Origin of the sequence: Mesorhizobium onobrychidis (assembly GCF_024707545.1) — a bacterium.
GTDB classification, from domain to species: domain Bacteria; phylum Pseudomonadota; class Alphaproteobacteria; order Rhizobiales; family Rhizobiaceae; genus Mesorhizobium; species Mesorhizobium onobrychidis.
The window spans coordinates 2,790,655-2,813,808 of record NZ_CP062229.1 but is presented as its reverse complement, the minus strand read 5'-3'; the positions used below and the strand labels follow the sequence as shown (position 1 = coordinate 2,813,808).

The window sequence follows — 23,154 nt, the reverse complement described above, 5'->3', positions numbered from 1 at the left end:
CGTGTGTTCCACCCGGCCGTCGACGACTGTCACGGCCCGGGTTGTTTCTCCCGGGCCGTGGCTGGCGCCAATCAGGCGAACGCCCCCTTCGACGCGTCCATGGAGCCGTCCGGATAGATGAAAAGCCCCGTGAGAGACTTGTCCATCGCGTGGATCATGACGGAGGTGAACAGGGAGAACGACGGCACCTTCGCGGCAATCATCGGCATGGTCTCGGTCTGGAGGATCTGCTTGCGCTCCTCGAGCGACGCCGCGCTGCGCTCCTTGTCGAGTGAGGCGTCCAGTTCGGGATCGACGATGCCGGTAATGCGCTTGGATGAGGAATGGAAATGCGTACGCAGCACGAGGTCCGGCTCCGGCGAACCGGTCGACCAGCCGCAGTCGACCATATGGCCCGGACCACCGCCGGGACGGTCGTAGAGACGCTCATTCCACGCCGCGATCTCCAGCACCGACAGCGTGACGGGGAATCCCTGCTCCTGCAGCATGGCAGTGATCACCTCGCCATACTCCTTGGTCTTGGGATAGAACCCGACCGAGGTGATGTATTCGAGTTCGGGCAGCCCCTGCCCCTTCGGGAAGCCTGCTTCGGCGAGCAGGGCCTGGCACTTCTCCGGGCTATATTCCGTATAGTTGGGCAGGTCGATATAGCCGAATTTCACCGGCGAGACATAGTTCGCCGAGGCATGGCCGGCTTCGCCGAGGATTTCGAGCAGCATGGACCGGTCGATCGCGTGACAGGCCGCCATCCGCACGCGCGGATCGTCGAAGGGCGGCTTGGAACAGCGGAACCACAGATATTTGTTCTCGACGGAGACCACGCTGCTGATCGCCACATTCTCGTTACCTTGCAGGGTCGCCACCTGCTCCGGTTCGAGCCGTTCCACAATGGACGCCTGGCCGTTCATCAGCGACAGCATGCGGGTGGTCGAATCGCCCACGAAATTGAAGCTGATGCCGGGGATAGTCGGGGCCCCGAGGAAATAGTCCGGGTAGGCCTCCAACACCGTGTCGTTGCCTCGCTGTTCGACGAACTTGTAGGGCCCGGTGCCGTTCAGGCGCTGCGAAAGCGGTCCGCTCGGCCCGGCTGCGATGTCGGTTGCCGACAGCATCGGCAGGTAGGATGCGAGGAAGATGAACAGGTGCGCCGGATAGCCGCCCTTCGATGTGTCGACGATCACCGTATAGTCGTCCGGCGTCGTGATCGTCAGCGTCTCAGTCGGGCCAGGATACCATTGCGCCGGCCGGTCGGGCTGCGACCCGTATTCGAAGGTCGCCTTGACGTCTTCCGCCTTGAACGGCTTTCCGTCGTGGAACTTCACCCCTTCACGCAGCTTGATCTCAAGCTTGGTCGGCTCAAGCAGGGTGATCTTTGTGGCGAGTTCGTAGATGACCTCGTCGGGATTTTCGACGCGCATCGGCGTGCGCGTCAGGAACCCCATGACGAAACCCTCGATGTTCTTCTGCGACAGCGTCGTGTGCGCCGTCGGATCCCAGTTGCCGGTGATGTTCTCGGCCGACAGGAAGACCAGTTGCTTGCCCGCCTGCGCAGCCGCGCCAGAGACCAGGAATTCCGGGTTGATCACCATAAGCCCGGCGCCCGCTCCGAACGCCGCCATGCCCTTCATGAAATCACGCCTGCTTGACTCGCTCATATGTCGTTCCCCTTTTTTCATTTTGTGGTTTTGTGGTTTTCCTTACGTTAGCCAAAACTCTCCATTTGGCAACACGGATTCTTGCTGTGCGCTGCTGATACCGGGCTAAAAAAGCGCAATCGCCTTACAATGTTGATATTTTGGGCATATTGGCGCGAAAACGTTCTGCTGGAGAACGCCGAGGCGGCCTCTTTGCCCAACAGACAGCATGGGATTAGGTTTTGGAATGATGTGGTTTCTTCCAAAACGTCGCAAAGCCAAACGCTGGGCGAAATGTCTCGCGGGAAGAAATCAGCAGTTCAATCGGAACGTGCGCTGCAATTTACAGATTTCGGCCGGAGCACGGCGCTGAAGGCATTGCGTTATCCGCCGAACGCCTCAGCGAGGGAAAAGAACCTCACCCATTCCAAGCACCGCGTTGTCACCGCCATATTTCTGCGGAGCGATGCCCAGAAGCGGCCGTTTCAAAATACCCTCGGCGATCAGATGGCGATCGATGACGGCGGCGAAAACGCTCTCTGGCGCACCGCATTCGACGAAACTCGGCGACAGGCTTTTCGGCGCGCGATCGAGGAGGATCGAACCGCGACGCATCAGATAGCCGGGCATCTCGCCGGTGCCGCCGGCCACCACCAGCGTGCCGGCGATCATGCGGCTGCCGGCATTGTCGCCTGAGCCTTTCAGCACCGCGATCAGGCCGCGCCGCATGCGGTCGGCGGCAAAAGCGCCCGCTCTGCCCCTGACGATCAGCACGCCGCCATTCATGCCGGCCAGTTCCCCGGCGAGCGGCGCACCGAGGTGATCGCCGGCGTTGCCTGTTACTTCAAGCCTGCCGCCGCGCATGCCGGAGCCGGCGTGCGGACCCGCATTGCCTTCGATCGTCAGCTGGCCGCCGCGCATGGCGCGCGCCCCTTGAGCCCCGACATTGCCGATGACGCGAACCGAACCGCCCCGCATGCCTTCCGCGACGCGGTCGAGGCGCGCGCTTCCACCTTCGAACACGATGTCCAGCGGATCGTTGCCGGCGACGCGAAAAATATCGCCGACCTTCGATCCATGCTTCGAAATGCCGATCTGGATTCTTTCGATATCGCGCCTTTCGATCCCGGCAAGCCGCTCTGGCGTCAGCGGCGACAGGTCAAGGCGCTCGGGCGGCTCGGCGACAAGGGTGAAGGTCAGCGCCTTCATGGCAGCATATCCTTCAGCGAATAGATGAATTTGCCGAGCTTGCCGCCGTAATTGCCGGCGCTTATGCGAACCGCGCCTCGCTTCGGCCCGAGCTCGATGACGGCCTTGATGCCGGCCTTCATCGCGGCGGCAACGGCATCGTTGGTCTCGCCGTCGATGACGATTTCCAGGACGGCGTTGATGTCGGGACCGAGCTCACTTCTGACGACACCGCGCAGCGTCGGCGCGTAGGCTTCGTTGGCCGAGGCGATCATGCCCTTGTATTTGCCACCGATCTTGGAACCCGAACGAGCGATGCCGCCCGGAAACGGCACGATCGCGCCGGGCACCAGGCCTATCGCGGCAACCGCGGCCTCTGCCGCAAGCAAGGCCTTGGCGCTGCTTTCAGCCATGACGAAGAAATTGCCGCCGCCGACCGCCCCCTTCGTCAGCCCGGTCGTCGCTTCGCACAGGAATTCGCCGTCCATGACGGGAACGCGCCAAAAATGCCGGCCGCCGATTTTCTTGGAGATCTGCCAGCCGTCGCCGAAATAACGCAGCGCCGAACCGAGCTTCAACTCGGCGCTGCCCTCCAGTCCGGCGAAGCAGGCGGAACCCGGCGAGGTCAAAACACACTGGCCGACGCGATTGAGCAGTTGTTTCTGCAGTTCATCGGTTCCCATCGCAAAGATCATCACGCGGCAGCCGGGCCGGCCATCCGGTGTGGCCGATGGCGGCAGTTCGACATCGATTGCCGCTTCGCAGCCGCAGCCGATCACCGAGGTGGCAAAGCCGGTCATGGTGATCGCCGCCTGGCGGGCCCATTTCCGGTTCGGCGCCGTGATGATGATGGCGGTCGCGCGCATGCCAAAGGCCTCGGCAAAGGTATCGTCGATCGTTATGCCATTTACGCTCACGTTCGGCATGCAACCTCGCCGAATGGCTGTTCGCGCGCGATCGCGGAATCTGGGAAATTGAACCAGTCCAGCGACAGGCCGTAGCGCTGCTGGTGATAATCCTCCAGGCGCCGCACCATCGCCTTGTCCGGCGACGGATTGAGCCTGAGCGCCTTGCCCCAGCGGTAATGGGTGATCTCCCCATCCTGCACGACGAGATCGCCATCCTTGAAGACGTACGCCGCCTGCCCCAGCATTTTCGCTATGTTCCCGTCCCTGCGGTAGACAGCGATATCGGCGATAGCGCCGGCGCCGAGATGGCCCCGGTCTGTCAGCCCGAGCAGCTTGGCTGGGGCCGCGCGCGTCATGACGGCAATTTCCTCGAACGTGTATTCGCGGTCGACTGCGGCCAGGGTGGAGAGCGCCATGGCGGATTTTGGAAGTCCGGCAATCATTTTGGTGCGCGCTTCCCGGCTCATCAGCAGCTCGAACAGGGCCGGATAGGCGGTAAAGGGCGCGCCGTTGGGATGATCGGTGGTGAAGAAGACACGCCAGGGATCGTCGATCAGGAGAAAAAGCTCGAGTCCGATCGCCCACTGCATCGCGCCATAGAAATCCTTGCCATAGCTGTAGGGCACGATGCCGCCGCCATTGCCGTCGCCGTCATGAATGACGGATTTCTTCGGGCGCGCACTGCCACGCGCCGAAAACTGCCGCATCACGTCGGAGGAGACGGTGACCGTCTGGCCGAACATCACCTGGCCGATGTCGATGGTGACCTCCGGCGTCGCGTTGACCAGTTCGGCAAGACGCGCCGCGGCCGAGGAAAACCTGCGCTTGCCTTCCGTGCCGTAGCCGTAGAACTGGAGATGCGCGAGGTGCAGCGGCACCCCTTCCGCCGCAGCGATCGTCGCGGCCGCCGTATCCGCCGATCCGGGGCTGCCCAGATTGTTGCAATGGACATGCAGAGGATGCGGGACGCCAAGGCTGTCGACGGCCGCCTGTAGCGCCTTGACGATCTTGCGCGAGCTGACGCCATAGGAAGGCACCACATCGTCCAGCGAGAAGGTGCGGACGTTTTCCTTGAAGGCGGCCGCCGCACCGGCGTTGATCACCTTGACCCCAAGCGCCCGCGTCGAGGCGACCGTCCAGGCGACATAGTCCTCGATCATTTGAGACGAAGCGTCGTCGCGGATCATCGACAGCAGAAAATCGTCGTTGCCGAGAATGGCGAGCGTCGCCTTGTCGATGATCGGGATGTCGGCCAGTTCGAGATGGGTGTGAAGTGCCGCTCCCGGCGACATCGCCGGCTCGACGACTGTGGTGAAACCCATTTTGGCGTAGAGACAGCCGGTCTGGAAGGTCGACCAGCCGGCGTTGGAGAGCGGCGTCGTCGTCGGCCGCGCCTGGTGCGCGGCATGCTGCTCGGGCAGGAGCAGCCGTGCCGTGTTCACGTTACCGCCGCCGATGTGGGAATGGATGTCGATGGCGCCTGCCATCACGACGCAGCCGGCAGCGTCGATGGTCCGGTCGGCAGCGCCCCCCGCCGGCGCCGCAGCGATCTTGTCGTCCCTGATCCAGAGGTCGCCCCTGCCGAGACGGCCGTTGACGGGATCGATGATGTCGCCGCCCGCAATTTTCGTCAGCATGGCAACGCGGCCTCGGTGGAGACATGACTGGCAACCAGGCGAATGATCGTCGCAGCGGAGGGCAGTTCGGACGCCGCTCGCGCATCGATCGACCTCAGCGAACCGGTGCGGCTGGAATAGACCACCGCCTCGTGATCGACGCCCGCTTCGCCGATGGCGATGGTGACCGCAGCGCCCACGACCGGCTTCTGCGTTTTCGCCAAGGCGATCAGCGCCATGCGGTTCCTTTTCTTCTGCCGCTGGACGATTGAGGAGGAGATCCGCAGGTGCAGGTCGGCTTCGCCGGCAGCGATCATGCGCGCGACATCGTAACGCCAGGGATCGAATTCCGGGAAGCCGCGCGCAAAGCCGGTGCGCAGTGGAAAACCCGTCATCCAGGTCGAGGCGAGCGCGCTTCCCCATCCATTTTCGCTCGCCGGTAGATGAAGGCCGGATGCGCGTGATTTGCGGTTGAGGTCGGCGATCAGTCCTTGCAGCATCTCCAGCGCCAGCCCTTCGGTTGCGTCGCCTGAAAACAGGAAGACGGGAAAATGCGCAGCCGCCAGGGCTTTGGCGAAGTCGTCGAAATTCGACACCGGTTGCGATGTCTGACGCCCCCTGCACTGCGTCCTCAGCGCCGCCAGCGTCGCGCCGAGGCCTGCCTCGCCGCAGGAGAGGAGCGTCGCCGTCCGCCCGTTGCTCAACGGCGGCGCAGACGCCCCGTTCGATCCGACCAGAAAGATTTCGCGTTGATTCTTGGCCGAGAGATCGGGAACCGTGGCCGAGAGTTCGCCGACGAATTCATGATGGATTTGCGGGAGTTCGCCCACAATCACCACGACATCGGCGCGCCGGCGCGTCTCGCCGGGCGCGACGGTCATCGCACCTTTGTCGGTAAAAAGTGCGGTCTCCCGGGAAACTGCCGCGCCATCGGCATGATCGTATGCCGCGCCAACCCGCTCAGCCAGCGCGATCGCCGCCCTGGTGCCGTGTATATCCGTATCCAAGCTGAAAACCGGGCACCGGCTCGACCCCAACAGCGCGGCGGCATGTGCAGCCGCGCGCTCGACCAGCGTTTCCCGGTTGCCGATCCAAGCAACCGCCATTCACTACGCTACTTTCTGGTGCCAGCCTGATCCTAGACGAAACTGAATTGGCCGTGAACCCCGCCTGTCAGCAGATTAGCGAATGTTTTCATCTGCCATCAACAGATTCCGACTGCGCTTAATCATATTTGATGTAAGCGAAGCGCTGATCGGTCGGCGGAGTGCCTTCCAGCGCGCCGCCTTCCTTGGCCGGCTGCCACTGGACGACATCCTCGATCTTTTTGGCCAGCTCGAAGTCTTTGTCGGTGATGCCCTTGGCTGCATGGTTCATCAGGCGCACCTCGACCCAGGCATAGGACGCCGTGATGTCGGGATGGTGCCACGCCGCCTCGGCGAGATGGCCGACCGTGTTGATGACCATCAGTGTCGATTTCCAGCTTTGGGTCTTGTATTTGCGCCGGATCCAGCCGTTCTCGTAGCGCCATTTCGGCAGCTCCTTCTCGAGCCGGTCGGCAATCTCGGCTTCCGAATAGACCTTTTCCTTAGGCGTATCGTTCATCTCGACCTCCGCGATTTGCCCGGTCTGTTTTCGCGCCGGGGCCAAAAGAAGATAAAACGAATGCACTCTCTCCGGCTTGCCCCTTCGACGAAAACAGCTATCATGGCGACGGGCACCTAAACTTCCATGATGCGTCTATGATGCACCCATCGGGGGGTAGATGTCGAATTCTGTTACCATACGAGTGCCCGCCCGCCTGCATCTTGGCTTCCTCGATCTCAATGGCGATACCGGACGTCGCTTTGGCAGCGTCGGGCTACCTCTGAGCGAACCCGAAACCGTCGTCACCCTGTCGCGGTCCAGCGAGACCATCGTCGAAGGCACCGAGAGCCGTCGCGCCGGCGAACATTTGTCGACGCTCTGCAGCCATCTCGGCATTCGCGGCCAGCACCGTCTGGTGGTCGAACAGTCAATCCCGAGCCATGCCGGCCTGGGCTCCGGCACGCAGATCGCCCTAGCCGTCAGCTCGGCGCTGCGCACGCTCCACAAATTGCCTCTCGATATCGGCGGCGACGCGACCCTGCTCGAGCGCGGCGGCAGATCCGGCATCGGCATCGCCAGTTTCGAACGCGGCGGTGTCATTGTCGACGCCGGCAAGGACGACAGCGGCAGGCCGCCGCCGGTCGTGGCGCGACTGCCGTTTCCGGAAGAATGGCGCGTCATCCTGATCCTCGACCATGGCGGGCATGGACTGCATGGCGATGCCGAGATCGCGGCGTTTCGTTCACTGCCGCCCTTCCCGGCGTCCGGCAGCGGCGAGATCTGCCGGCGGGTGCTGATGGGCATCATGCCGGCTCTGGTCGAACACGACCTTCTAGCCTTCGGCACCGCCGTCGCCGCGATCCAGATGCTGATCGGCACCCATTTCGCCCCGGCGCAAGGTGGCGTGTTCACCTCAAAACGGGTCGAGAGGGTGGCCCACGGTCTCAATGAAGCAGGCGCCGTCGGCATCGGCCAGAGCTCGTGGGGACCGACAGGGTTTGCCTTCGCCCCATCGCAAGACGCCGCAGTCAGGTTCGTCAGCGCGGTTCAGCAGACAGTTGAAGACGGCATCGAGATCAGGATCGTCAAGGGCAGGAATTCCGGCGCGAAGATCAGTTCGACCAAACTTGACCTCGTCGGCAGCTGACGGCTCGGCAACGCGATCACATTCAAGCAGAAGGCGAAAAATGGCAGAAAGGCGAGAAATGGCCCGCAAACATATCCTGCATATGCTGACGCCGTTGAAACACATGAGCCCTTTCGACGTGAACATGGCGCTCGATGCAGGCTTTGACGCCGTCGTTCCCTATGTCGATGTAAGTCTCGGCGAGGTGACGGGCCTCGTGCAGGACGCGATCTTTTCGCGCCCGCCCGATGCAGGCGTCGATACCGGCATCTTCATCGCCGGCAAGGACGCCTCGCTGGCGCTCGACATGTTCGACGCAGCGCGAAAGGCTATGGTGCCGCCTTTCCAGGTTTCGGTATTCGCCGATCCGGCCGGCTCGTTCACCACGGCCGCGGCAATGGTGGCCAAGGTCGAAAAAGCGCTGGAGAAGAAATTCGAGCGCGGGCTGAGGGACACGAGGATCGCTGTTTTCGGCGCCACCGGCGTCGTCGGCTTCTGCACTGCCGTCATCGCGGCCAGGGAAGGCGCCCGGGTGACGCTTGTCGGTCATGACGGCATCGAAAGGGTCGAGCAGATCGCGGCTGAGATCAAAAGCCGATTCAAGATCGCCGTGGATGCGGCTGACGGGTCGAGCGAGGCCCGGAAGACGAAGCTGGTCGAGGCGAGCGAAGTGATCCTGGCTTGCGCCAAGGCCGGCGTCCAGGTGGTCTCGAAAGCCCAGCTGAAAGGCAATGGTCTGCTCATTGCCGCCGACGTCAATGCGGTCCCGCCGGCCGGCATCGAAGGCGTGGCCGTCAACGCCAATGGCGATCCGCTCGAAGCGGCAAAAGCTGTCGGCATTGGTCCGCTTGCCATCGGCAACGTGAAATACAAGGTCGAATTCGGCCTCTTTAAAAGAATGATCGAATCCGAAAAAACCATCACGCTCGATTTCCAGGAAGCATTTTCCCTTGCACGCGAAATCGCCAAATAACGCCGGATCTCTCTTGATCGCGGCGATTTCAGGCCGGGCGCTGGCTGCCGCCGCGCGCCGCGCCGGCTACGGTCCGCTGGTCGCCGATTTCTTTTGCGATACGGACACGGTCGCACTCGCCGAACGCGCGGCGATGCTGCCGGGCGACCTGCAGGGCGGTATCGACGGCGCGCGCATCATCGAGACGCTTCGGCAACTGGCTGGAGACGACCGGCCGGTCGCCATCGTCCTGGGCTCGGGCTTCGAGCGGATGACGGAGACTGTAGACGAGATCGCGCGCCATTTTCCCCTCGCCGGCAATAGCGGCGCCGCGATCCGCAGGATCAAGGACCCGCAATTGCTGGCCGCCGATTGCGCCGAACTCGGCATCCCGCATCCGCAATTCCGATGGGACCGGCCGCCCGATCCGGAGAACTGGGTGGTCAAGACCGCGGGCGGCGCCGGCGGCACGCATATCAGACAGGCAGCCGGAGAAACCCCGGCCACCGGCCGCTATTTCCAGCGTTTCGTTGCCGGCCGCAGCATCTCGGCCCTGTTCGTCGGCGACGGCCAAACCGCTGATATCGTCGGCTTCAGCCAACAATGGGCGTCCCCCGCCCCGGCAGCGCCCTACCGCTATGGCGGCGCCGTGCGGTTGCGACGCTTCGATCGCAGGCAGGCGGGGATGATCCGCGGCTGGCTTTCAGGTCTGGCGCGCCGCGCCGGCCTGGTTGGACTGTGCAGCGCCGACCTCATTCGCGGACCGGATGGCTACAAGCTCATCGAGATCAATCCGAGGCCAGGCGCCACGCTCGACATTTTCGACGATGCTGACGCGCCACTGATCGAAGCGCATCTGCGTGCCGCAGCAGGCAGGGCGTACCAACTGCCGCGCTTCGTCGATTCGATGGCATCGATGGTGACCTACGCCGCGGCGCCGATCGCCCACTTTCCATCGATTGCCTGGCCTGAATGGACTGCGGACCATCAGTCGCCCGGCACCCGTCTGATCGCTGGCGATCCTGTCTGCACCATCTTCGCGCGCGGTCCGAGCGCCGATTTGACCAGGCGGCTCATCAAGGGACAAGCCAGCCGATTGCAACACCAATGGGAAGGAGACCGGACATGAAAGATGGTTCGGCATTCCTGAACGACAATGCCCAGCGCATCATCGACGGCATGATCGGCAACGCCGAACGCCTACGTATCGCCGTTTCCAGGGGGCCATTGGGCGAGTGCCTGATCGATGCCGGCGCCAAGGCCACCGGCGGCGTCGAGGCCGGGCTGCGCATGGCGGAGGCCGCAATGGGCGGTCTCGGCAGCATTTCGGTCTGCATGGACCGCGCGTCGGAGAAATGGCCGTTGACCATCGAAGTGCGGTCCTCGCAGCCGGTGCTTGCCTGCCTGGGCAGCCAGTATGCGGGCTGGAACCTGTCGAGCCAGGGCTATTTCGCCATGGGATCGGGGCCGGCGCGGGCGCTCGCCCGCGTCGAACCGCTGTTCGAAGCGCTTTCCTATCGCGACACCGCGTCATCCGCCGTGCTTATCTTGGAGACCGCCGAACCGCCCCCCCAAGCGATCGTCGAGAAGGTCGGCAAGGCGACCGGACTGCCAACCGAAAAGCTCACCTTCCTCTATGCGCCGACACAAAGCCTTGCGGGCAGCGTGCAGATCGTTGCGCGCGCGCTCGAAGTCGCCTTGCACAAGAGCAACGATCTCAAGTTTCCGCTGGACAACATCGTCGACGGCATCGGCACGGCGCCTATCCCTGCCCCTCATCCGGATTTCCTGACCGCAATGGGCAGAACCAACGACGCCATCATCTATGGCGGCAGCGTCCAGCTTTTCGTAAAAGGCTCGGCGAAAGACGCCAGTGAGCTCGCGGAACGGCTGCCGAGCCGCGCCTCGCGCGACCACGGCCACCCCTTCGCCGAGGTCTTCAAGCGGTTCAAGGGTGATTTCTATGCCATCGATCCGCTGCTGTTCAGCCCGGCCGAAGTAATCGTCACGGCGATCGAGACCGGCGATACGTTTCGCGCCGGCGAACGTGATCTGCAGATGCTCGAACGGAGCCTTGGTTAGGCCATGGCGGTGCAATGGATTAGTCTGTCATCCGCCTACCGGGCCGCTCGTTCCGGCTTTCGGTATACCGATATCCAAGGCGTGACATGATCCCCCGCATCCTGATCGTCAGCGATGTCTCGGACACCCGCTCCAAGGGCTTGGCGGCAAGGCTGGACAGGCGGGGCGCCGTTGTCGCAACCGTGCCGCTGGCGGCGATCGCGTTCGACACCGGCAGCCCGAGCGGACTGTCGATCCCCGGCTTCGACGGCGCGCTGCCCGATGCTGTGCTTGTACGTTCGATCGCCGCCGGATCGTTCGAAGCGATCACCCGGCGCCTCGGTGTGCTGCACGCATTCGCCAAGCTTTCCATTCCGGTGTGGAACTCCGCGCAGGCGATAGAACGCTGCGTCGACAAGTCGATGACGACCTTCCTCCTGAAGAATGCCGGCCTGCCGACGCCGCCGACATTCGCGGTCGAGGGACGTGCCATGGCCGAAGCGATCGCCGAACGCGAACTGCCGTTCACGCCGCTGGTGCTGAAACCGCTTTTCGGCGCACAGGGCCGCGGCATCAGGCTGATCGAAACGCTATCCGATCTCCCCGCCGAGGAAGAGGTGAACAGCGTCTACTATCTCCAGCATTACGTGCCGCGTCCCGGCCCTCCTTTCCGCGATTTTCGCGTTTTCGTCTGCGCCGGCGAAGTCCTGGCAATGATGAGCCGCCGTGGCGACGACTGGATTACCAACGTCAATCGCGGGGCGGTGCCCGAGCAAGTCTCGGGGCATGGCGAAACCGAATTAGCGGCGCTGGCAAGAGCCGCCGCCGCCGCTATCGGCGCGGATTTCGCCGGCGTCGATATCGTGCCGGCGGCCGACGGCAAGCTGTTCGTGCTGGAGGTCAACAGCATGCCCGCCTGGTCCGGGCTTCAATCGGTCGTCGCGGTGAACATCGCCGATGCGATTGCCGACGCCCTGCTGAAATTCCTGGCTGATCGCACCGAGGCGGCGGCGCGCCCCTACCGCCTCACCGCGCCGGCGAATTCGTGACGAGCCGGTAGCATGGCGCTTTCGCGAGAACGCCTCCGGGTTGCCTACAAGGATGCCTGCCGGATGGAGATCGAGGCGCTGAAGCCCGGCAACGTCCATCTGTTCGCTGACGGGCACGGCATGTCCGCTGCCCAGTTCATGATGAGCGCAGAAGTCTCGTCCGCGCCGCTGACCGATCCTCGCCTGCCGGTCGGACAGCGTATGCTGGAGGCCGTCCGCGCGACACGTCAGGCGGTCGCGACCAATACCAATCTCGGTATCATTCTTCTGGCAGGGCCTCTGCTATGCGCCGCCGAAATGGCGGGCGGCAGACTGCACGACAATCTCGACGCGGTGCTGCGCGCGATGAGCATGGACGATACCAGGGCGGTGTTCGAGGCGATCGTCGCGGCCGCGCCGGGCGGGCTTGGAGAGGCCGCGAACGATGTGCGGCAAGAGCCGAAGGTTCATCTGCTCGAAGCCATGCGGGAGGCGGCCGACCGTGACATGATCGCCCGTCAGTATGTTACCTGTTTCGGCGACGTGTTCGACGTCGGGCTTGCGGCTCTGGAAGCGGCGCTGGCACGCGGGGAAGGCGGCATGTGGCCGACTGTATTCGCCTATATGGCGTTTCTCGCCGGCTTCCCCGACAGTCATGTGGTGCGCAACCATGGAGCTGATGCCGCAAGTCAGGCGCGGCAAGAAGCCCTTGCCATTCAGGCGGCGCTCCATGCCAACGACGACGAAGCGTCACGCATTCGTCTGCTCATCGGGCTCGACCGGCGGCTGAAGGCCGACAACGTCAACCCCGGCACCTCGGCCGACCTGACCGTGGCTACTCTTTTAGTCCACCTCCTCGGCGTTCAGCTTGCATAATCGCAACGTTGGTGGTTGACTTTCAGGAGCGGAAGCTGGGCTTCCGCGGCTATCCAGCCAACCGGTCCGGATGTCCGGGCGCTGCCAACAAGGATAGCTGTCCATCGAGCGCTCGCTCGGTTTGCGGCGTCTTTGGACACCATAACTGTGTCTTGGAGGAAAATTGGCATGGCAAAGATCTCGAAAGTAATGGTCGGTGAATCGCTGGTAGGAGACGGCAACGAAGTGGCGCATGTCGACCTGCTCATCGGCCCTCGGGGGAGCGCGGTCGAAACGGCATTTTGCAACGCGCTTACCAACAACAAGGACGGCTTTACCTCCCTTTTGGCGGTGATCGCGCCCAATCTTCAGTGCAAACCCAACACCGTGATGTTCAACAAGGTCACGATCAAGGGCGCCAAGCAGGCCGTGCAGATGTTCGGCCCGGCCCAGCATGCGGTCGCAAAGGCGGTGCAGGACAGCGTCGCCGAGGGGATCATTCCTGCCAACGAGGCGGACGATCTGTTCATCTGCGTCGGCGTTTTCATCCACTGGGACGCGGCGGACGACGCCAAGATCCAGAAGTACAATTACGAAGCGACAAAGGAAGCCATCCAACGCGCCGTCGCAGGAACGCCGACAGCCGCCGAAGCCACGGATAAGCGGGACCAGGTGAAGCATCCGTTCGCGGCTTAGACAAGAGACAGCCCCGCACAGGCAAAACCCTCCGCTGAGCCGGATGGTCTGTTGCGCCGCCTGAAAAAACTTCTGGGCCTATAGAGCATTGGACCCCAAAACCTGCCCTCGGAATTGACCCGAGGTTGGGAACCGGTTTTGGGAAATCCGATGCTCCAGTAAAGAGATAGAGCGGCGAGACGATCGACTTGAGAGTCCGCCGCTCTATAAGGCCAGCTTCCGAGGCCGAGTTCGAGGTTACGCGAATGTCAGGCGCCAAGCGTTGCGAGGTGCTCGGGCGTGAGCGTGCCGTCATGCAGTGAAGTCGCGACCAGCGCCGCGGCAATACCGAGTGACGAAAGGGCGCGAATGTCAGCCTCGTTGCGCACCCCGCCGGCCGCGATCACGGAGCGGCTTCCAGCCTTCGCCTTGATCCCCTCGAGCCGCGTGAAATCGGGACCGGAGGCGGAGCCGACCTTGGCCAATGTCATGACGATCACCTTTTGCGGCCAAAGCTCCGGCTCATCGAGAAATGATGCCGGACCGCGAAACCCGTCGTCGAAGAAATCCAGCGACAGGATAAGGTCCGGATGATCGCAAAAACGCCGGAACAGCGCGTCGTCTCGCTGCGATTCGGAACCCAGGACCGGGTAAAGCCAGGGTTCGGCAAGTGCTGCCGAAAGGGTTTTCTCGTCGGCGATGCCGGCATCGACCCAAAGCTCCGGCGGCTCCGCCATCGCCTTCAGCCGGGCAAGCGCGCCGCTGTTTGGCGTTCCGCCTTCGATGGCATCCAGATCGGCGATATAGAAGGTCGGAAAAGGATAAAGCCGGCGCAGGCCTTCGGCGACCGCGACGACATCGGAAGTTTGGCTGAGCGGCGTGACGATCGGCCTATAGCGATCGCGTTTTCCTTGCTGGGCGCGGACCACTTCGCCGCCCTTCAGGTCGAGAACCGGAATGATATGCAACGCTTTTCTCGCTGACCAACTGTCCCTATCCAACTGTCCCCTGTGATGAAAGCTTGAAGTGTGAAAAAAAGAAAGAGCATCGTTGCCGGCTTCGATATTGGCGGCGCGCATCTGAAGGTGACGCGTTCGGAAGACGGCCGCATCGTCGAGGCAGTCACGATCGCCACGCCGCTCTGGCTAGGGCTCCATACCCTGACCTTGGCATTCGAGGAAACGGCTCCGATTTATGCCGGCGCCGATCTCAACGCATTCACCATGACCGGCGAACTGGCGGATGTCTTTCCGTCCCGCGATGCCGGCGTCGCGGCTCTTCTGGATGAGATTTCAACCCGTGTCCCAGGCGAAAAGTTGATCTATGCCGGGCCGTCCGGCTTTGTAGGGGTCGAGCAGGCAGCGCGGCTGAGCACCGATGTCGCCTCCGCCAACTGGCACGCGACAGCGTCGTTGGTGGCGAAACTCGCCGGCGATGCCCTGTTCGTCGATATGGGCTCCACCACCACCGACATTCTCGCCGTCAAAAATGGCGCCGTCGCCAATGACGGCTACACCGATGCCGGACGGCTTCTGAGCGGCGAACTGGTTTATACCGGCTTCACCAGGACGTTCCTGTTCGGTGTGGCCTCGTCAGCCCCCGTCCGCGGCAGGCTGACACCGCTGATGAACGAGTATTTCGCCTCGATCGCCGACGCGCACCGGATCCTCGGGGTGCTCGACGAGAAGGACGACAGGCACGCTTCCGCCGACGGCAAGAAAAAGACCGTCGATGGTTCGATAGCGCGGCTGGCGCGCATGATCGGGCGCGACGCCGCCGAGTTGACACCGCCGGAATGGCGTGAAGTCGCACGCTGGTTCAGCGAACAGCAATTGCGCAAGATCCACGACGCAGCGTCCCTGGTTGCCGGGCCCATGGCGCGGGATGTGCCGATCGTCGGCGCCGGAACCGGCCGCTGGCAGATCAGGCGGCTGGCCGAACGCATGGAACGCCGCTTCGTCGATTTTGCCGAGATCATTCCCGCAGATGACGCCGTTCGCGGCGAAGCGAGCAGCGTGGCACCCGCGTCAGCGGTGGCGCTGTTGGCGGGATCTCAATTGTAGGCTCTATCCGGTTCAGCCCCGTACCTCCTCACCGCCGGATTCCTTGACCGACAGGTGATCGCCGACGCGCTGCATCAGCCAACCCCAGGCTTCCTTTTCGCCCTCGCCTGCGGTCTTTTCGATGGCGATCGAAAGGTAGGCGATTTCCGCCTCGATCTTATCGCGCGGCAGCATGCCGAGCCGGCTGACCAGTATGGCCAGTTCCAGCACTGCCGCCTTGGCGCGGTTGAAGCCGGTGAACGGCGCATGCGTTTCCTCCTGCACCACACGGCAGAAATGGCGAGGTCGCATACCGTCGTCATCGACCCTTTCGACTTCGAGGACCGAATGCGCGAGCGCCGCCTCGAGCCGCGGCACCGCAAACCCGTCGACCGCAACGGTTGGCCAATGCTTGCGGCCGGTCAAGCAGCCGGCAAAAATACGCACGTCGTCGGTGTAATTGGCGATGGCGAACGGCACTTCGGCGAGATTGTCGAGCGTGATCGACGGCCGGAACGGCGCGATGACCCAGCCGTCCTTCTCGGCGATGATGCCGATCGGCGCGATGTGGACGTCGCCGGCCTTGTTGACGGTGGTGATGATCGATTCGCGAATGTAGGGCATAGTTTAGCGCTCTTTCTTCGCGCGAAGCGTGTGGCCCGCTTCCGCAAGACGGGTGCGGTCGGTTTCGGGAGCAGGCGCGGCAACGCCCCATGCGAGCGGCTCGTCCTGCACATAGCGCTTGCCGAGGCGCCACGCGATCTCGGCCTTCATCAGCTCCGCGCCGAGATAGAACGCGTGTGCGCCATCCGCCTCAACGCCAAGCCCGGCAAAGAGTTCGAAGGCATCCGTGGCAACCGCATGCCCCTTGCCGTTGAAAACATGGATGCCGTCCTCGGCAGTCATGATGCGGAAGTTGGTGTCGCGCACCTCGGCCGCCAATGCATCGATATCCCCGGTCGAGGCCGTGAACGGCTTGCGGTCGTGAACCTGCAGGAGCCCTGGATGATAACTCCGCGGCAGAGCACCGTCGTTCCTCGCGGCAAACAGGATGCGGCGGGCAATATCGTGCTCCTCGATCGTTCGCAGCGTGTGCGGGCTGACATGCACGGCAAGCACGTTTCGGATCTGAAGTTCCGAGCAGAGCCCGGCCAGAACGGCGGTAACGCCGGAACTGTCGGCATCGGTCAATTCGGTGAGATTGCCGGTGCCCATCAGCAGTTCGACGTCGGGCCAGCGACGGCGCGCCTCGACGAAGCGCCCGAGTGAGGCGGCAAAGCCGAAATGGATCGGGTCGAGCACGGGGTCGGCGATGAAGGCGACGCCGGCCTTTTGCGCCGCTTCGATGGCCCGCCCGAGCGAATCCAGGTCGCCGGGCGTGGACGGGATCAACACCGGTACAGCCTTGTGGTCGAAGGCCAGCTGCAGCGTGTTCTCGTCGAGGCTGAGAAGATAGTCCGCGCCGGCGCGTGCGCCGATCGAAAGTTCGTCCGTGCTGGCCGAATCGACACTGACCAGAAATCCTTGCGCCTTCAGCTCGATCACGGCCTCTTCCAGCGATGGAAACGGCGTTTCCGGCAGGCAGCCGAGATCGATGACGTCGGCACCGGCCGCAGCCAGCGTCCGTGCCCTCGCCACCAGAGCCTCGACCGACAGCATCGGCGCATCGACGATTTCGGCGAAGATGCGCATGTCGTGACGCGAAAGGTCAGGCGGCTCGCCCGCCCGGCCGAGAAAGGCCGGCAGATCGGCGATCTCGTCGGGACCACGTACGAAGGGCACACCGAAATGGTTCGACAGATGCTCGATGTCCCCGCGATAGCGGCCGGGCAGGATGACGCGGTCGGCGCCGCCCGTCAGGGTGAGCCGCCGCTTGATGATGTCTTCGCTCATCAACGCCGCGACCTTGACGCCGATGTCGATTATCTCCCATGCAAATTCGGTTTCGCCCAGTCCGGCCAGCAGCCTGTCCAGCCGGACCTTGGCCAGATGACCGGTAAGAAAGGCCAGCCGCTCAGCCATGGCTTGCGAGTTCGGCGTGGCGCCGTCTGACCGAGGCCTCGAGTTCGGCGAGCGACTCGACCACCTGGGTTCGCTCGAAACTCTTCAGCTGCCTGGTATTCTCCAGGTCGATGCTGCGCGGATAGACCTTGACCAGCCCATGCGGCGCCATGGTTTCGAGTTCCGGCGCGGTGTCGCAAGCAAAGACGATGGCCGGCACCCGGCATTTTCCGGCCTGGGCAAAGACATTGGTGGCGAGCGTGTCGGAAATGCCGTGCACGCATTTGGCGACCGTATTGGAACTGGCCGGCGCCACCACGACCGTATGATAGACGCCGTGATAGAATTCGCCGACCGGGATCGCGCTCGCCGTCTTGTCGTGCAGAACGCGCGTCGTCTCCGGGAAATCGAGCTTGAGCTTGTACATGCGCAGCACTTCGTTGGCGGCTTTCGACACGAAGACATCGCAATGCTCGAGCTGGTGAATGAGTGCGAAGCTCTCCGTAAAAAAATGACCGGAACCGGTCAAAACCCATGCCCAGCGCGGCGTATGCAGCTTCGCCATCGCCTACCCTGCTTTTCTTGCCGGCCGGATCGGAACCGCGATCCGGATGCCGGGCAGATTGCCCGACGCGAGCAGCGCCCCGGCTTCGGCTGCATCTTTCGGACCGGCGAGATGGAAATCGACACCGTCGGGCAGCATGGCGGCGAAGCCGGCGTCGACGATGCCTCTGACTGCCAGGCTGTCGATCGTGTCGCTGCCGAGGAAGGCGCCGGTCTGCTTGATCAGCAGCAGCGCATTCGCGCCGAGCTTGCCGGCAAGCCAGGCGGCAAGGGAATCGGAGGTAATGTCCCAGGACGCCGGAATGTCCGGCGCCGCCAGCGCCAATGACGACGGCAGCCACACCGGCACCTTCCCCTCGTCCAACGCTCGCACCGTTTCTTCCAGCGACCGTGCCGGCGCCAACCTCTCGTCACGATCGAGGATAACCTGGCCGAACTGCTCCATGGCGAGGATCGCCATGGCGTGGGCGGCGGTGTCGGAAAAGTCCATGCGGAACTGCATCTCGCGCACCTGGTCGGCAAAGAGGCCGCCGCCGGGCACGATGACGATCGGCAGCTTGGAACCCGCCAGCGCCGCGATCCAGCTTTCCATTTCCGCCGCATGGACCGTGCTGCCGCCAAGCTTGACGACGGCTGGCTTGACGGCGGCTCGCCTCACGACCTCAGGCCTTTCCTGTCGCGGCTGGGAAGCAGCGCTTTGCTCTTTTCGGCCGGCAGGGCCGGAGGCGACGCCGCGGCCTGCCGCTTGCCGCTTGCGTTCGATCTCGACGCCGACGCCGCCTGGGCCGAGTTCGAGTTTTTCCACTCTTACCGTGACGCGCACGACACGCGGGTTCTCCAGAATGTACGTCGCCACCTGCTCGGCCAAGGCCTCGCTAAGCTGGATGTGGCCCCGCGCGACGATGGTGCGAATGCCGTCCATGATGATGTCGTAGGAGAACACATGGCGCATGTCTTCGGGATGGTCGGTGACTTGCAGCACGTCGGCGGTCACGTCGAAACGCACCTTCTGTGTATGGCCGTGCTCGAAGCTGTAAGCGCCGATCTGGACCGGCAGGACAAAGTCCCGCACGAAGATCTTGTCGGTGCCCAGTGTCGGGTCGGTGCCCGGCGAATAGCCCCTCGCCGCCAGCAGGCGGTAGTCGACGCTCGACGCGCCGCCCGCCCGGGATGCTTCCGGGACCAGCTCGCGGATCTGCGAAACCGCCTCGGCACTGATCGAACCCACGCGGCCGGAGTGGCCGCACAGCGCCCCGCGAAAGCCGAGAAAATCGGGAGCGAAGGGCAGCAGCCGCGGAATGTCGGGGGCTTCCAGCGATCCGCTCAGGCCAACCATGAGACCGAGCGATTTGGCTCGATCGATGAACCCCGGAATACGCTCGGGCGGCAGATGGTCGAGCAGCCGCCCGTTTGCCTTGCTCGCAGTGTCGACCATGGCGCCATGGAAGCGATGTTTGGCAAGCATCGGCAGAAACTCGAAATCCGGCGCCAGGTCGGCGAAAAGCACGGCGATCAGTTTCGTTCGCGCGGCGAGCGGCTCGAGCGCCGCCGCGCAGGCGGCGGCATTTGCCGACGGAAAAAAGCCTATCTTGACGTAATCGACGCCGGTCGCAGCGATCTCGTCGGCCTTGGCGCGGATCGTCTCCGGTTCCATCGGCAGGTCGCCGCAGACCGCGCTGACCGGCGCCCGGCCGGCGATGAATGAAATCGTCCGGCGGATGGTTTGCGTGGATACCGCGCCCAGCGCCCCCGCCTTCGGATCCTTCAGGTCGACAATGTCGACGCCGCCCGAAAGCGCGATCTCCGCCTCGTCGACGCCGGTGACACTGGCCAGCATTCTGGTCATTGGACTTTCTCCGGCATGAGGGACAGGACGCTCTCGGGCCCGAATACCGAAATCCGCTCAGTTGCCGTTCCGGCAAGAAGGCATGGCACTAAAGCAGACGCGAGAAGTCCGCTTTCAGGGTTTGATAAATTTTGCCGGTCAGCTAAGCTCATGATGGGCACCTTGACTTCGCGCCGGTCCGACAACAATCGGACTTTAGCGCAAGAACGGGTAATTTTTATCGATGACGAGCGCGGTGCCGGGCACTCTCGCGGCCTTTTTGTGCTTTTTTTCCCTGACCGTCAACGTTCCGGGCGCGCCAGCCCAGGAGGCGACGGGCGGGCAACCGGCTGCAACGGCCAAGCCTGAAAAAAAGCTAACCGAAATCAAGATAGGCTACTTGCGCGCCTATGCGCCGCAACTGGCCTTGTCGGTGCTCGACGTCCCGCCCGGCGATGAAGGCGTTGCCGGCGGCAATGTCGCGATTGCCGACAACAATACGACCGGCAGCTTCCTCGGCCAGAAATTCAGCCTCGACGTGACCGAGGTAAAGCCGGACGCGGACGTCGTTGCGGCCTTCCAGGAAATGATCGCCAAAGGCGACCGCTATGTGGTCGCAGACGTCTCGGCCAGGCAATTGCTGTCGATCGCCGACCTTGCCCGCGACAACGGCGTTCTGATCTTCAATGCCGGCGCCACCGACGACAGTCTCCGCGAAGAGGAATGCCGCGCCAGCATCTTCCACACCATCCCGACGCGCAGCATGCTGGCCGACGGGCTGGCGCAATATCTCATCTGGAAGCAATGGCGGCGCTGGGTGCTGATCTACGGCTCGCACGAGCGCGACCAGCTTTTTGCCGAGGCGCTGCGCCGGGCGGCGACGCGCTTCGGCGGCGAGATCGTCGGCGAAAAGCTGTTCGAAGATACCGGCACGGCACGGCGGACCGATTCCGGCGTCGTCCAGATCCAGCGGCAGATGCCTGTCTTCACCCAGGACCTGCCGGAACACGATGTGTTGCTGGTCGCCGATGAAAGCGAGGTGTTCGGCACCTATGTTCCGTTCCGCACCTGGACTCCGCGGCCGGTCGCCGGCACCTCCGGCCTCACCCCGTCGGCCTGGCATCCGGCCAGCGAGCAATGGGGCGGCACCCAGATCCAGAACCGCTTCGCCAAGGCAAACGGCCGCCGCATGATGTCGAAGGACATGGCGGCGTGGACCGCGGTGCGCATCCTCGGCGAGGCGGCGACCCGCACGCAGGGCGCCGACCCGCGCAAGATGGCCGACTTCATCCGCTCCGACGATTTTTCGATCGCCGCCTTCAAAGGGCAGAAACTGACCTTCCGCAAGTGGAACCAGCAGTTGAGGCAGCCGATCTTCCTAGGCGACAACAGGTCGGTCGTCTCGACATCGCCGCAGGAAGGTTTTTTGCACCAAGTGTCCGAGCTCGATACGCTCGGGGTCGATGAGCCGGAAACAAAATGCGTGCTTGAGTAGAACCAATTGGGAGGAATTTCAGTGCAGAGACGAGCTTGCGCACTCGCCATTCTCGCGACCGGCTTCATGGCCGGCCCGGCGTCGGCCTACATGGCCTATGTTTCCAACGAGAAGGACAACACGATGTCCGTCGTCGACACCGCAACGATGCAGGTGGTGAAGACCGTCAATGTCGGGCAGCGTCCGCGCGGCATCACCATCTCGCACGACGGCAAGCACATTTATCTCTGCGCAAGCGACGACGATTCGATCGAGGTGATCGACACGGCGTCCCTGGAGATCGTCGATACCTTGCCCTCCGGGCCTGACCCGGAGCTCTTCGTGCTCTCGCCTGACGGCAAGACGCTTTACGTCGCCAATGAGGACGACAATCTCGTCACCGTCATCGACATAGAGAATAAGAAGATGCTGGCCGAAATCCCGGTCGGAGTCGAACCGGAAGGCATGGGCGTCAGCCCGGACGGAAAGACCATGGTCAATACGTCGGAAACGACAAACATGGCTCATTTCATCGACACGACGACCCACGAGATCACCGACAACGTGCTGGTGGATGCGCGTCCGCGCTTCGTCGAGTTCACGCCCGACGGCAAGCAGGCCTGGGTGAGTGCCGAGATCGGTGGCACTGTTTCGGTGATCGACAATCAAACGCGCGAAGTTGTCCAGAAGATCACCTTCGAGATTGCCGGCCTGAGGGCCGAATCCATCCAGCCGGTCGGTGTGCGCATCACCGCCGACGGCAAGAAAGCCTATGTGGCGCTCGGACCGGCCAACCGCGTCGCGGTGATCAACACGCAGACATACGAGGTCGAGAAATACGTGCTGGTCGGCCAACGCGTCTGGCAGCTCGCTTTCACCCCGGACCAGAAAACCATCATCTCGACCAACGGCGTGTCGAACGACATCACCTTCATCGACGTGGAGACCGACGAGCCGGTGCAGTCGGTGACCGTCGGCACGTTGCCGTGGGGCGTCGTCGTCTCACCCAATTAAATCACCCAATTAAATCACCCAATTAAATCACCCAATTGAATCAAACAGGCAGAAAAACAGCAGAAGAGCAGGAAATCATGCGGAAATTTCGGGCAGTCGCTTTCGCTGCGCTGGTGGGCATGGCGCTCACGCAGGGCCAGGTCTGGGCGCAGGACAACGACGACGATGACGCAGCCGCCGGTGCGGTCACCAAAACGGACGCCAGTCCCGAAGCCGAAAAGGCAACCCGGGCCAGCAAGGACGTGCCGGAACTTATCCTCGGCAGCAAGGAAGACCAGTTCACTGCCAATCAGAAGGACTTCCAGCTGATCGCCGGCCAGGGCTATCGCTGGAAGATCACCGCGGCGGGCGGTCTGGAGTACAAATTCCATACCGACCTGTTCCGCAATGTGTGGAACAACCAGATCGTCATCAACGACCTCGAGGTGCATATGAACGGCGCACCTGCATGGCTCGAATTCGACGCCGACGGCACCATCCAGGTACAGTTCACCACCGTGAGGCCCGGCATCTACACATGGTCGGTGCCCGACCTCGCCGACAGGGGCATGAAGGGCACGATCACGATCAAGTAGGATCACCGGATAGCGGGACCTGCGCGATC

At 63.1% G+C, this 23,154-nt stretch carries 22 protein-coding genes; 11 read left to right on the top strand and 11 right to left on the bottom strand.

The features are described 5' to 3' along the window. Positions 1–71: 71 nt before the first annotated feature. The 6 genes from IHQ72_RS14010 to IHQ72_RS13985 all read right to left on the bottom strand — a co-directional run bounded on the left by IHQ72_RS14010 (position 72) and on the right by IHQ72_RS13985 (position 6,951). On the bottom strand, positions 72–1,655 hold the full coding sequence (locus IHQ72_RS14010; protein ID WP_258122963.1) for an ABC transporter substrate-binding protein: 1,584 nt from the start codon (positions 1,653–1,655) through the stop codon (positions 72–74). Positions 1,656–2,033: 378 nt separating this feature from the next. Then, positions 2,034–2,843 (bottom strand): formylmethanofuran dehydrogenase subunit C, encoded by an 810-nt coding sequence (locus tag IHQ72_RS14005; RefSeq protein WP_258122962.1) that lies wholly within the window; start codon positions 2,841–2,843, stop codon positions 2,034–2,036. Continuing rightward, positions 2,840–3,748: a formylmethanofuran--tetrahydromethanopterin N-formyltransferase gene (fhcD, locus tag IHQ72_RS14000; RefSeq protein WP_258122961.1), complete on the bottom strand. Its 909-nt coding sequence runs from the start codon at positions 3,746–3,748 to the stop codon at positions 2,840–2,842. Before fhcD ends, IHQ72_RS14005 begins: the two co-directional genes overlap by 4 nt. Beyond that, positions 3,736–5,367, bottom strand: coding sequence for a formylmethanofuran dehydrogenase subunit A (locus IHQ72_RS13995; RefSeq protein WP_258122960.1), 1,632 nt, complete (start codon positions 5,365–5,367; stop codon positions 3,736–3,738). Before IHQ72_RS13995 ends, fhcD begins: the two co-directional genes overlap by 13 nt. Beyond that, positions 5,361–6,452 (bottom strand): molybdopterin-binding domain-containing protein, encoded by a 1,092-nt coding sequence (locus IHQ72_RS13990; RefSeq protein WP_258122959.1) that lies wholly within the window; start codon positions 6,450–6,452, stop codon positions 5,361–5,363. The genes IHQ72_RS13995 and IHQ72_RS13990 overlap by 7 nt, the downstream gene beginning before the upstream one ends. 118 nt (positions 6,453–6,570) lie before the next feature. Next, positions 6,571–6,951: a 4a-hydroxytetrahydrobiopterin dehydratase gene (locus IHQ72_RS13985; RefSeq protein WP_258122958.1), complete on the bottom strand. Its 381-nt coding sequence runs from the start codon at positions 6,949–6,951 to the stop codon at positions 6,571–6,573. 160 nt (positions 6,952–7,111) lie between these two features. Between IHQ72_RS13985 and IHQ72_RS13980 the strand changes: the two genes are divergently transcribed. The 7 genes from IHQ72_RS13980 (at position 7,112) to fae (ending at position 13,651) form a co-directional block, all read left to right on the top strand. Beyond that, positions 7,112–8,080, top strand: a complete 969-nt coding sequence (locus IHQ72_RS13980) for a beta-ribofuranosylaminobenzene 5'-phosphate synthase family protein (protein WP_258122957.1) — start codon at positions 7,112–7,114, stop codon at positions 8,078–8,080. A gap of 58 nt (positions 8,081–8,138) precedes the next feature. Continuing rightward, positions 8,139–9,032 (top strand): NAD(P)-dependent methylenetetrahydromethanopterin dehydrogenase, encoded by an 894-nt coding sequence (locus IHQ72_RS13975; protein WP_258122956.1) that lies wholly within the window; start codon positions 8,139–8,141, stop codon positions 9,030–9,032. 13 nt (positions 9,033–9,045) lie between these two features. Then, complete coding sequence (locus IHQ72_RS13970) at positions 9,046–10,140, top strand: ATP-grasp domain-containing protein (protein ID WP_258122955.1); 1,095 nt, start codon at positions 9,046–9,048, stop codon at positions 10,138–10,140. Further along, complete coding sequence (gene mch / locus IHQ72_RS13965; RefSeq protein WP_258122954.1) at positions 10,137–11,093, top strand: methenyltetrahydromethanopterin cyclohydrolase; 957 nt, start codon at positions 10,137–10,139, stop codon at positions 11,091–11,093. The genes IHQ72_RS13970 and mch overlap by 4 nt, the downstream gene beginning before the upstream one ends. Positions 11,094–11,179: 86 nt before the next feature. After that, a complete protein-coding gene (locus IHQ72_RS13960) occupies positions 11,180–12,121 on the top strand; it encodes an ATP-grasp domain-containing protein (protein WP_258122953.1) in 942 nt (313 codons plus the stop codon). Between the two features lie 63 nt (positions 12,122–12,184). After that, the gene (locus IHQ72_RS13955; protein ID WP_258122952.1) at positions 12,185–12,976 is read left to right on the top strand and encodes a triphosphoribosyl-dephospho-CoA synthase; all 792 of its coding nucleotides are present in this window, start codon (positions 12,185–12,187) and stop codon (positions 12,974–12,976) included. A gap of 168 nt (positions 12,977–13,144) precedes the next feature. Beyond that, on the top strand, positions 13,145–13,651 hold the full coding sequence (gene fae / locus IHQ72_RS13950) for a formaldehyde-activating enzyme (RefSeq protein ID WP_077373969.1): 507 nt from the start codon (positions 13,145–13,147) through the stop codon (positions 13,649–13,651). Between the two features lie 248 nt (positions 13,652–13,899). On the opposite strand, the gene IHQ72_RS13945 is transcribed toward fae, so the two are convergent. Further along, positions 13,900–14,598, bottom strand: coding sequence for a HisA/HisF-related TIM barrel protein (locus tag IHQ72_RS13945; RefSeq protein WP_258122951.1), 699 nt, complete (start codon positions 14,596–14,598; stop codon positions 13,900–13,902). Between the two features lie 60 nt (positions 14,599–14,658). Between IHQ72_RS13945 and IHQ72_RS13940 the strand changes: the two genes are divergently transcribed. Then, the gene (locus IHQ72_RS13940; protein WP_258122950.1) at positions 14,659–15,693 is read left to right on the top strand and encodes a hydantoinase/oxoprolinase family protein; all 1,035 of its coding nucleotides are present in this window, start codon (positions 14,659–14,661) and stop codon (positions 15,691–15,693) included. Positions 15,694–15,705: 12 nt separating this feature from the next. Here IHQ72_RS13940 and IHQ72_RS13935 read toward each other — a convergent pair whose 3' ends face one another. From IHQ72_RS13935 to IHQ72_RS13920, 4 genes are read right to left on the bottom strand one after another with little or no spacing between them, the layout of a single operon-like run. After that, the gene (locus IHQ72_RS13935) at positions 15,706–16,296 is read right to left on the bottom strand and encodes a DUF447 domain-containing protein (RefSeq protein ID WP_258122949.1); all 591 of its coding nucleotides are present in this window, start codon (positions 16,294–16,296) and stop codon (positions 15,706–15,708) included. Positions 16,297–16,299: 3 nt separating this feature from the next. Further along, the gene (locus IHQ72_RS13930) at positions 16,300–17,694 is read right to left on the bottom strand and encodes a DUF6513 domain-containing protein (protein WP_258122948.1); all 1,395 of its coding nucleotides are present in this window, start codon (positions 17,692–17,694) and stop codon (positions 16,300–16,302) included. Further along, positions 17,687–18,238 carry a flavoprotein gene (locus tag IHQ72_RS13925; RefSeq protein ID WP_127205810.1) on the bottom strand — a complete coding sequence of 184 codons (552 nt, stop codon included), beginning with the start codon at positions 18,236–18,238 and terminating at the stop codon, positions 17,687–17,689. The genes IHQ72_RS13930 and IHQ72_RS13925 overlap by 8 nt, the downstream gene beginning before the upstream one ends. 3 nt (positions 18,239–18,241) lie before the next feature. Continuing rightward, complete coding sequence (locus IHQ72_RS13920) at positions 18,242–20,083, bottom strand: (5-formylfuran-3-yl)methyl phosphate synthase (protein WP_258122947.1); 1,842 nt, start codon at positions 20,081–20,083, stop codon at positions 18,242–18,244. Positions 20,084–20,306: 223 nt separating this feature from the next. Between IHQ72_RS13920 and IHQ72_RS13915 the strand changes: the two genes are divergently transcribed. From IHQ72_RS13915 to IHQ72_RS13905, 3 genes are all read left to right on the top strand, one after another. Continuing rightward, entirely contained in the window at positions 20,307–21,557 is a 1,251-nt protein-coding gene (locus tag IHQ72_RS13915) for a lanthanide ABC transporter ABC transporter substrate-binding protein PedA1 (RefSeq protein ID WP_374120352.1), read from the top strand. A gap of 66 nt (positions 21,558–21,623) precedes the next feature. Continuing rightward, the gene (locus tag IHQ72_RS13910; protein WP_258123831.1) at positions 21,624–22,550 is read left to right on the top strand and encodes a YVTN family beta-propeller repeat protein; all 927 of its coding nucleotides are present in this window, start codon (positions 21,624–21,626) and stop codon (positions 22,548–22,550) included. Positions 22,551–22,627: 77 nt separating this feature from the next. Beyond that, positions 22,628–23,125 (top strand): cupredoxin domain-containing protein, encoded by a 498-nt coding sequence (locus IHQ72_RS13905; RefSeq protein WP_258122945.1) that lies wholly within the window; start codon positions 22,628–22,630, stop codon positions 23,123–23,125. Positions 23,126–23,154: the final 29 nt, after the last annotated feature.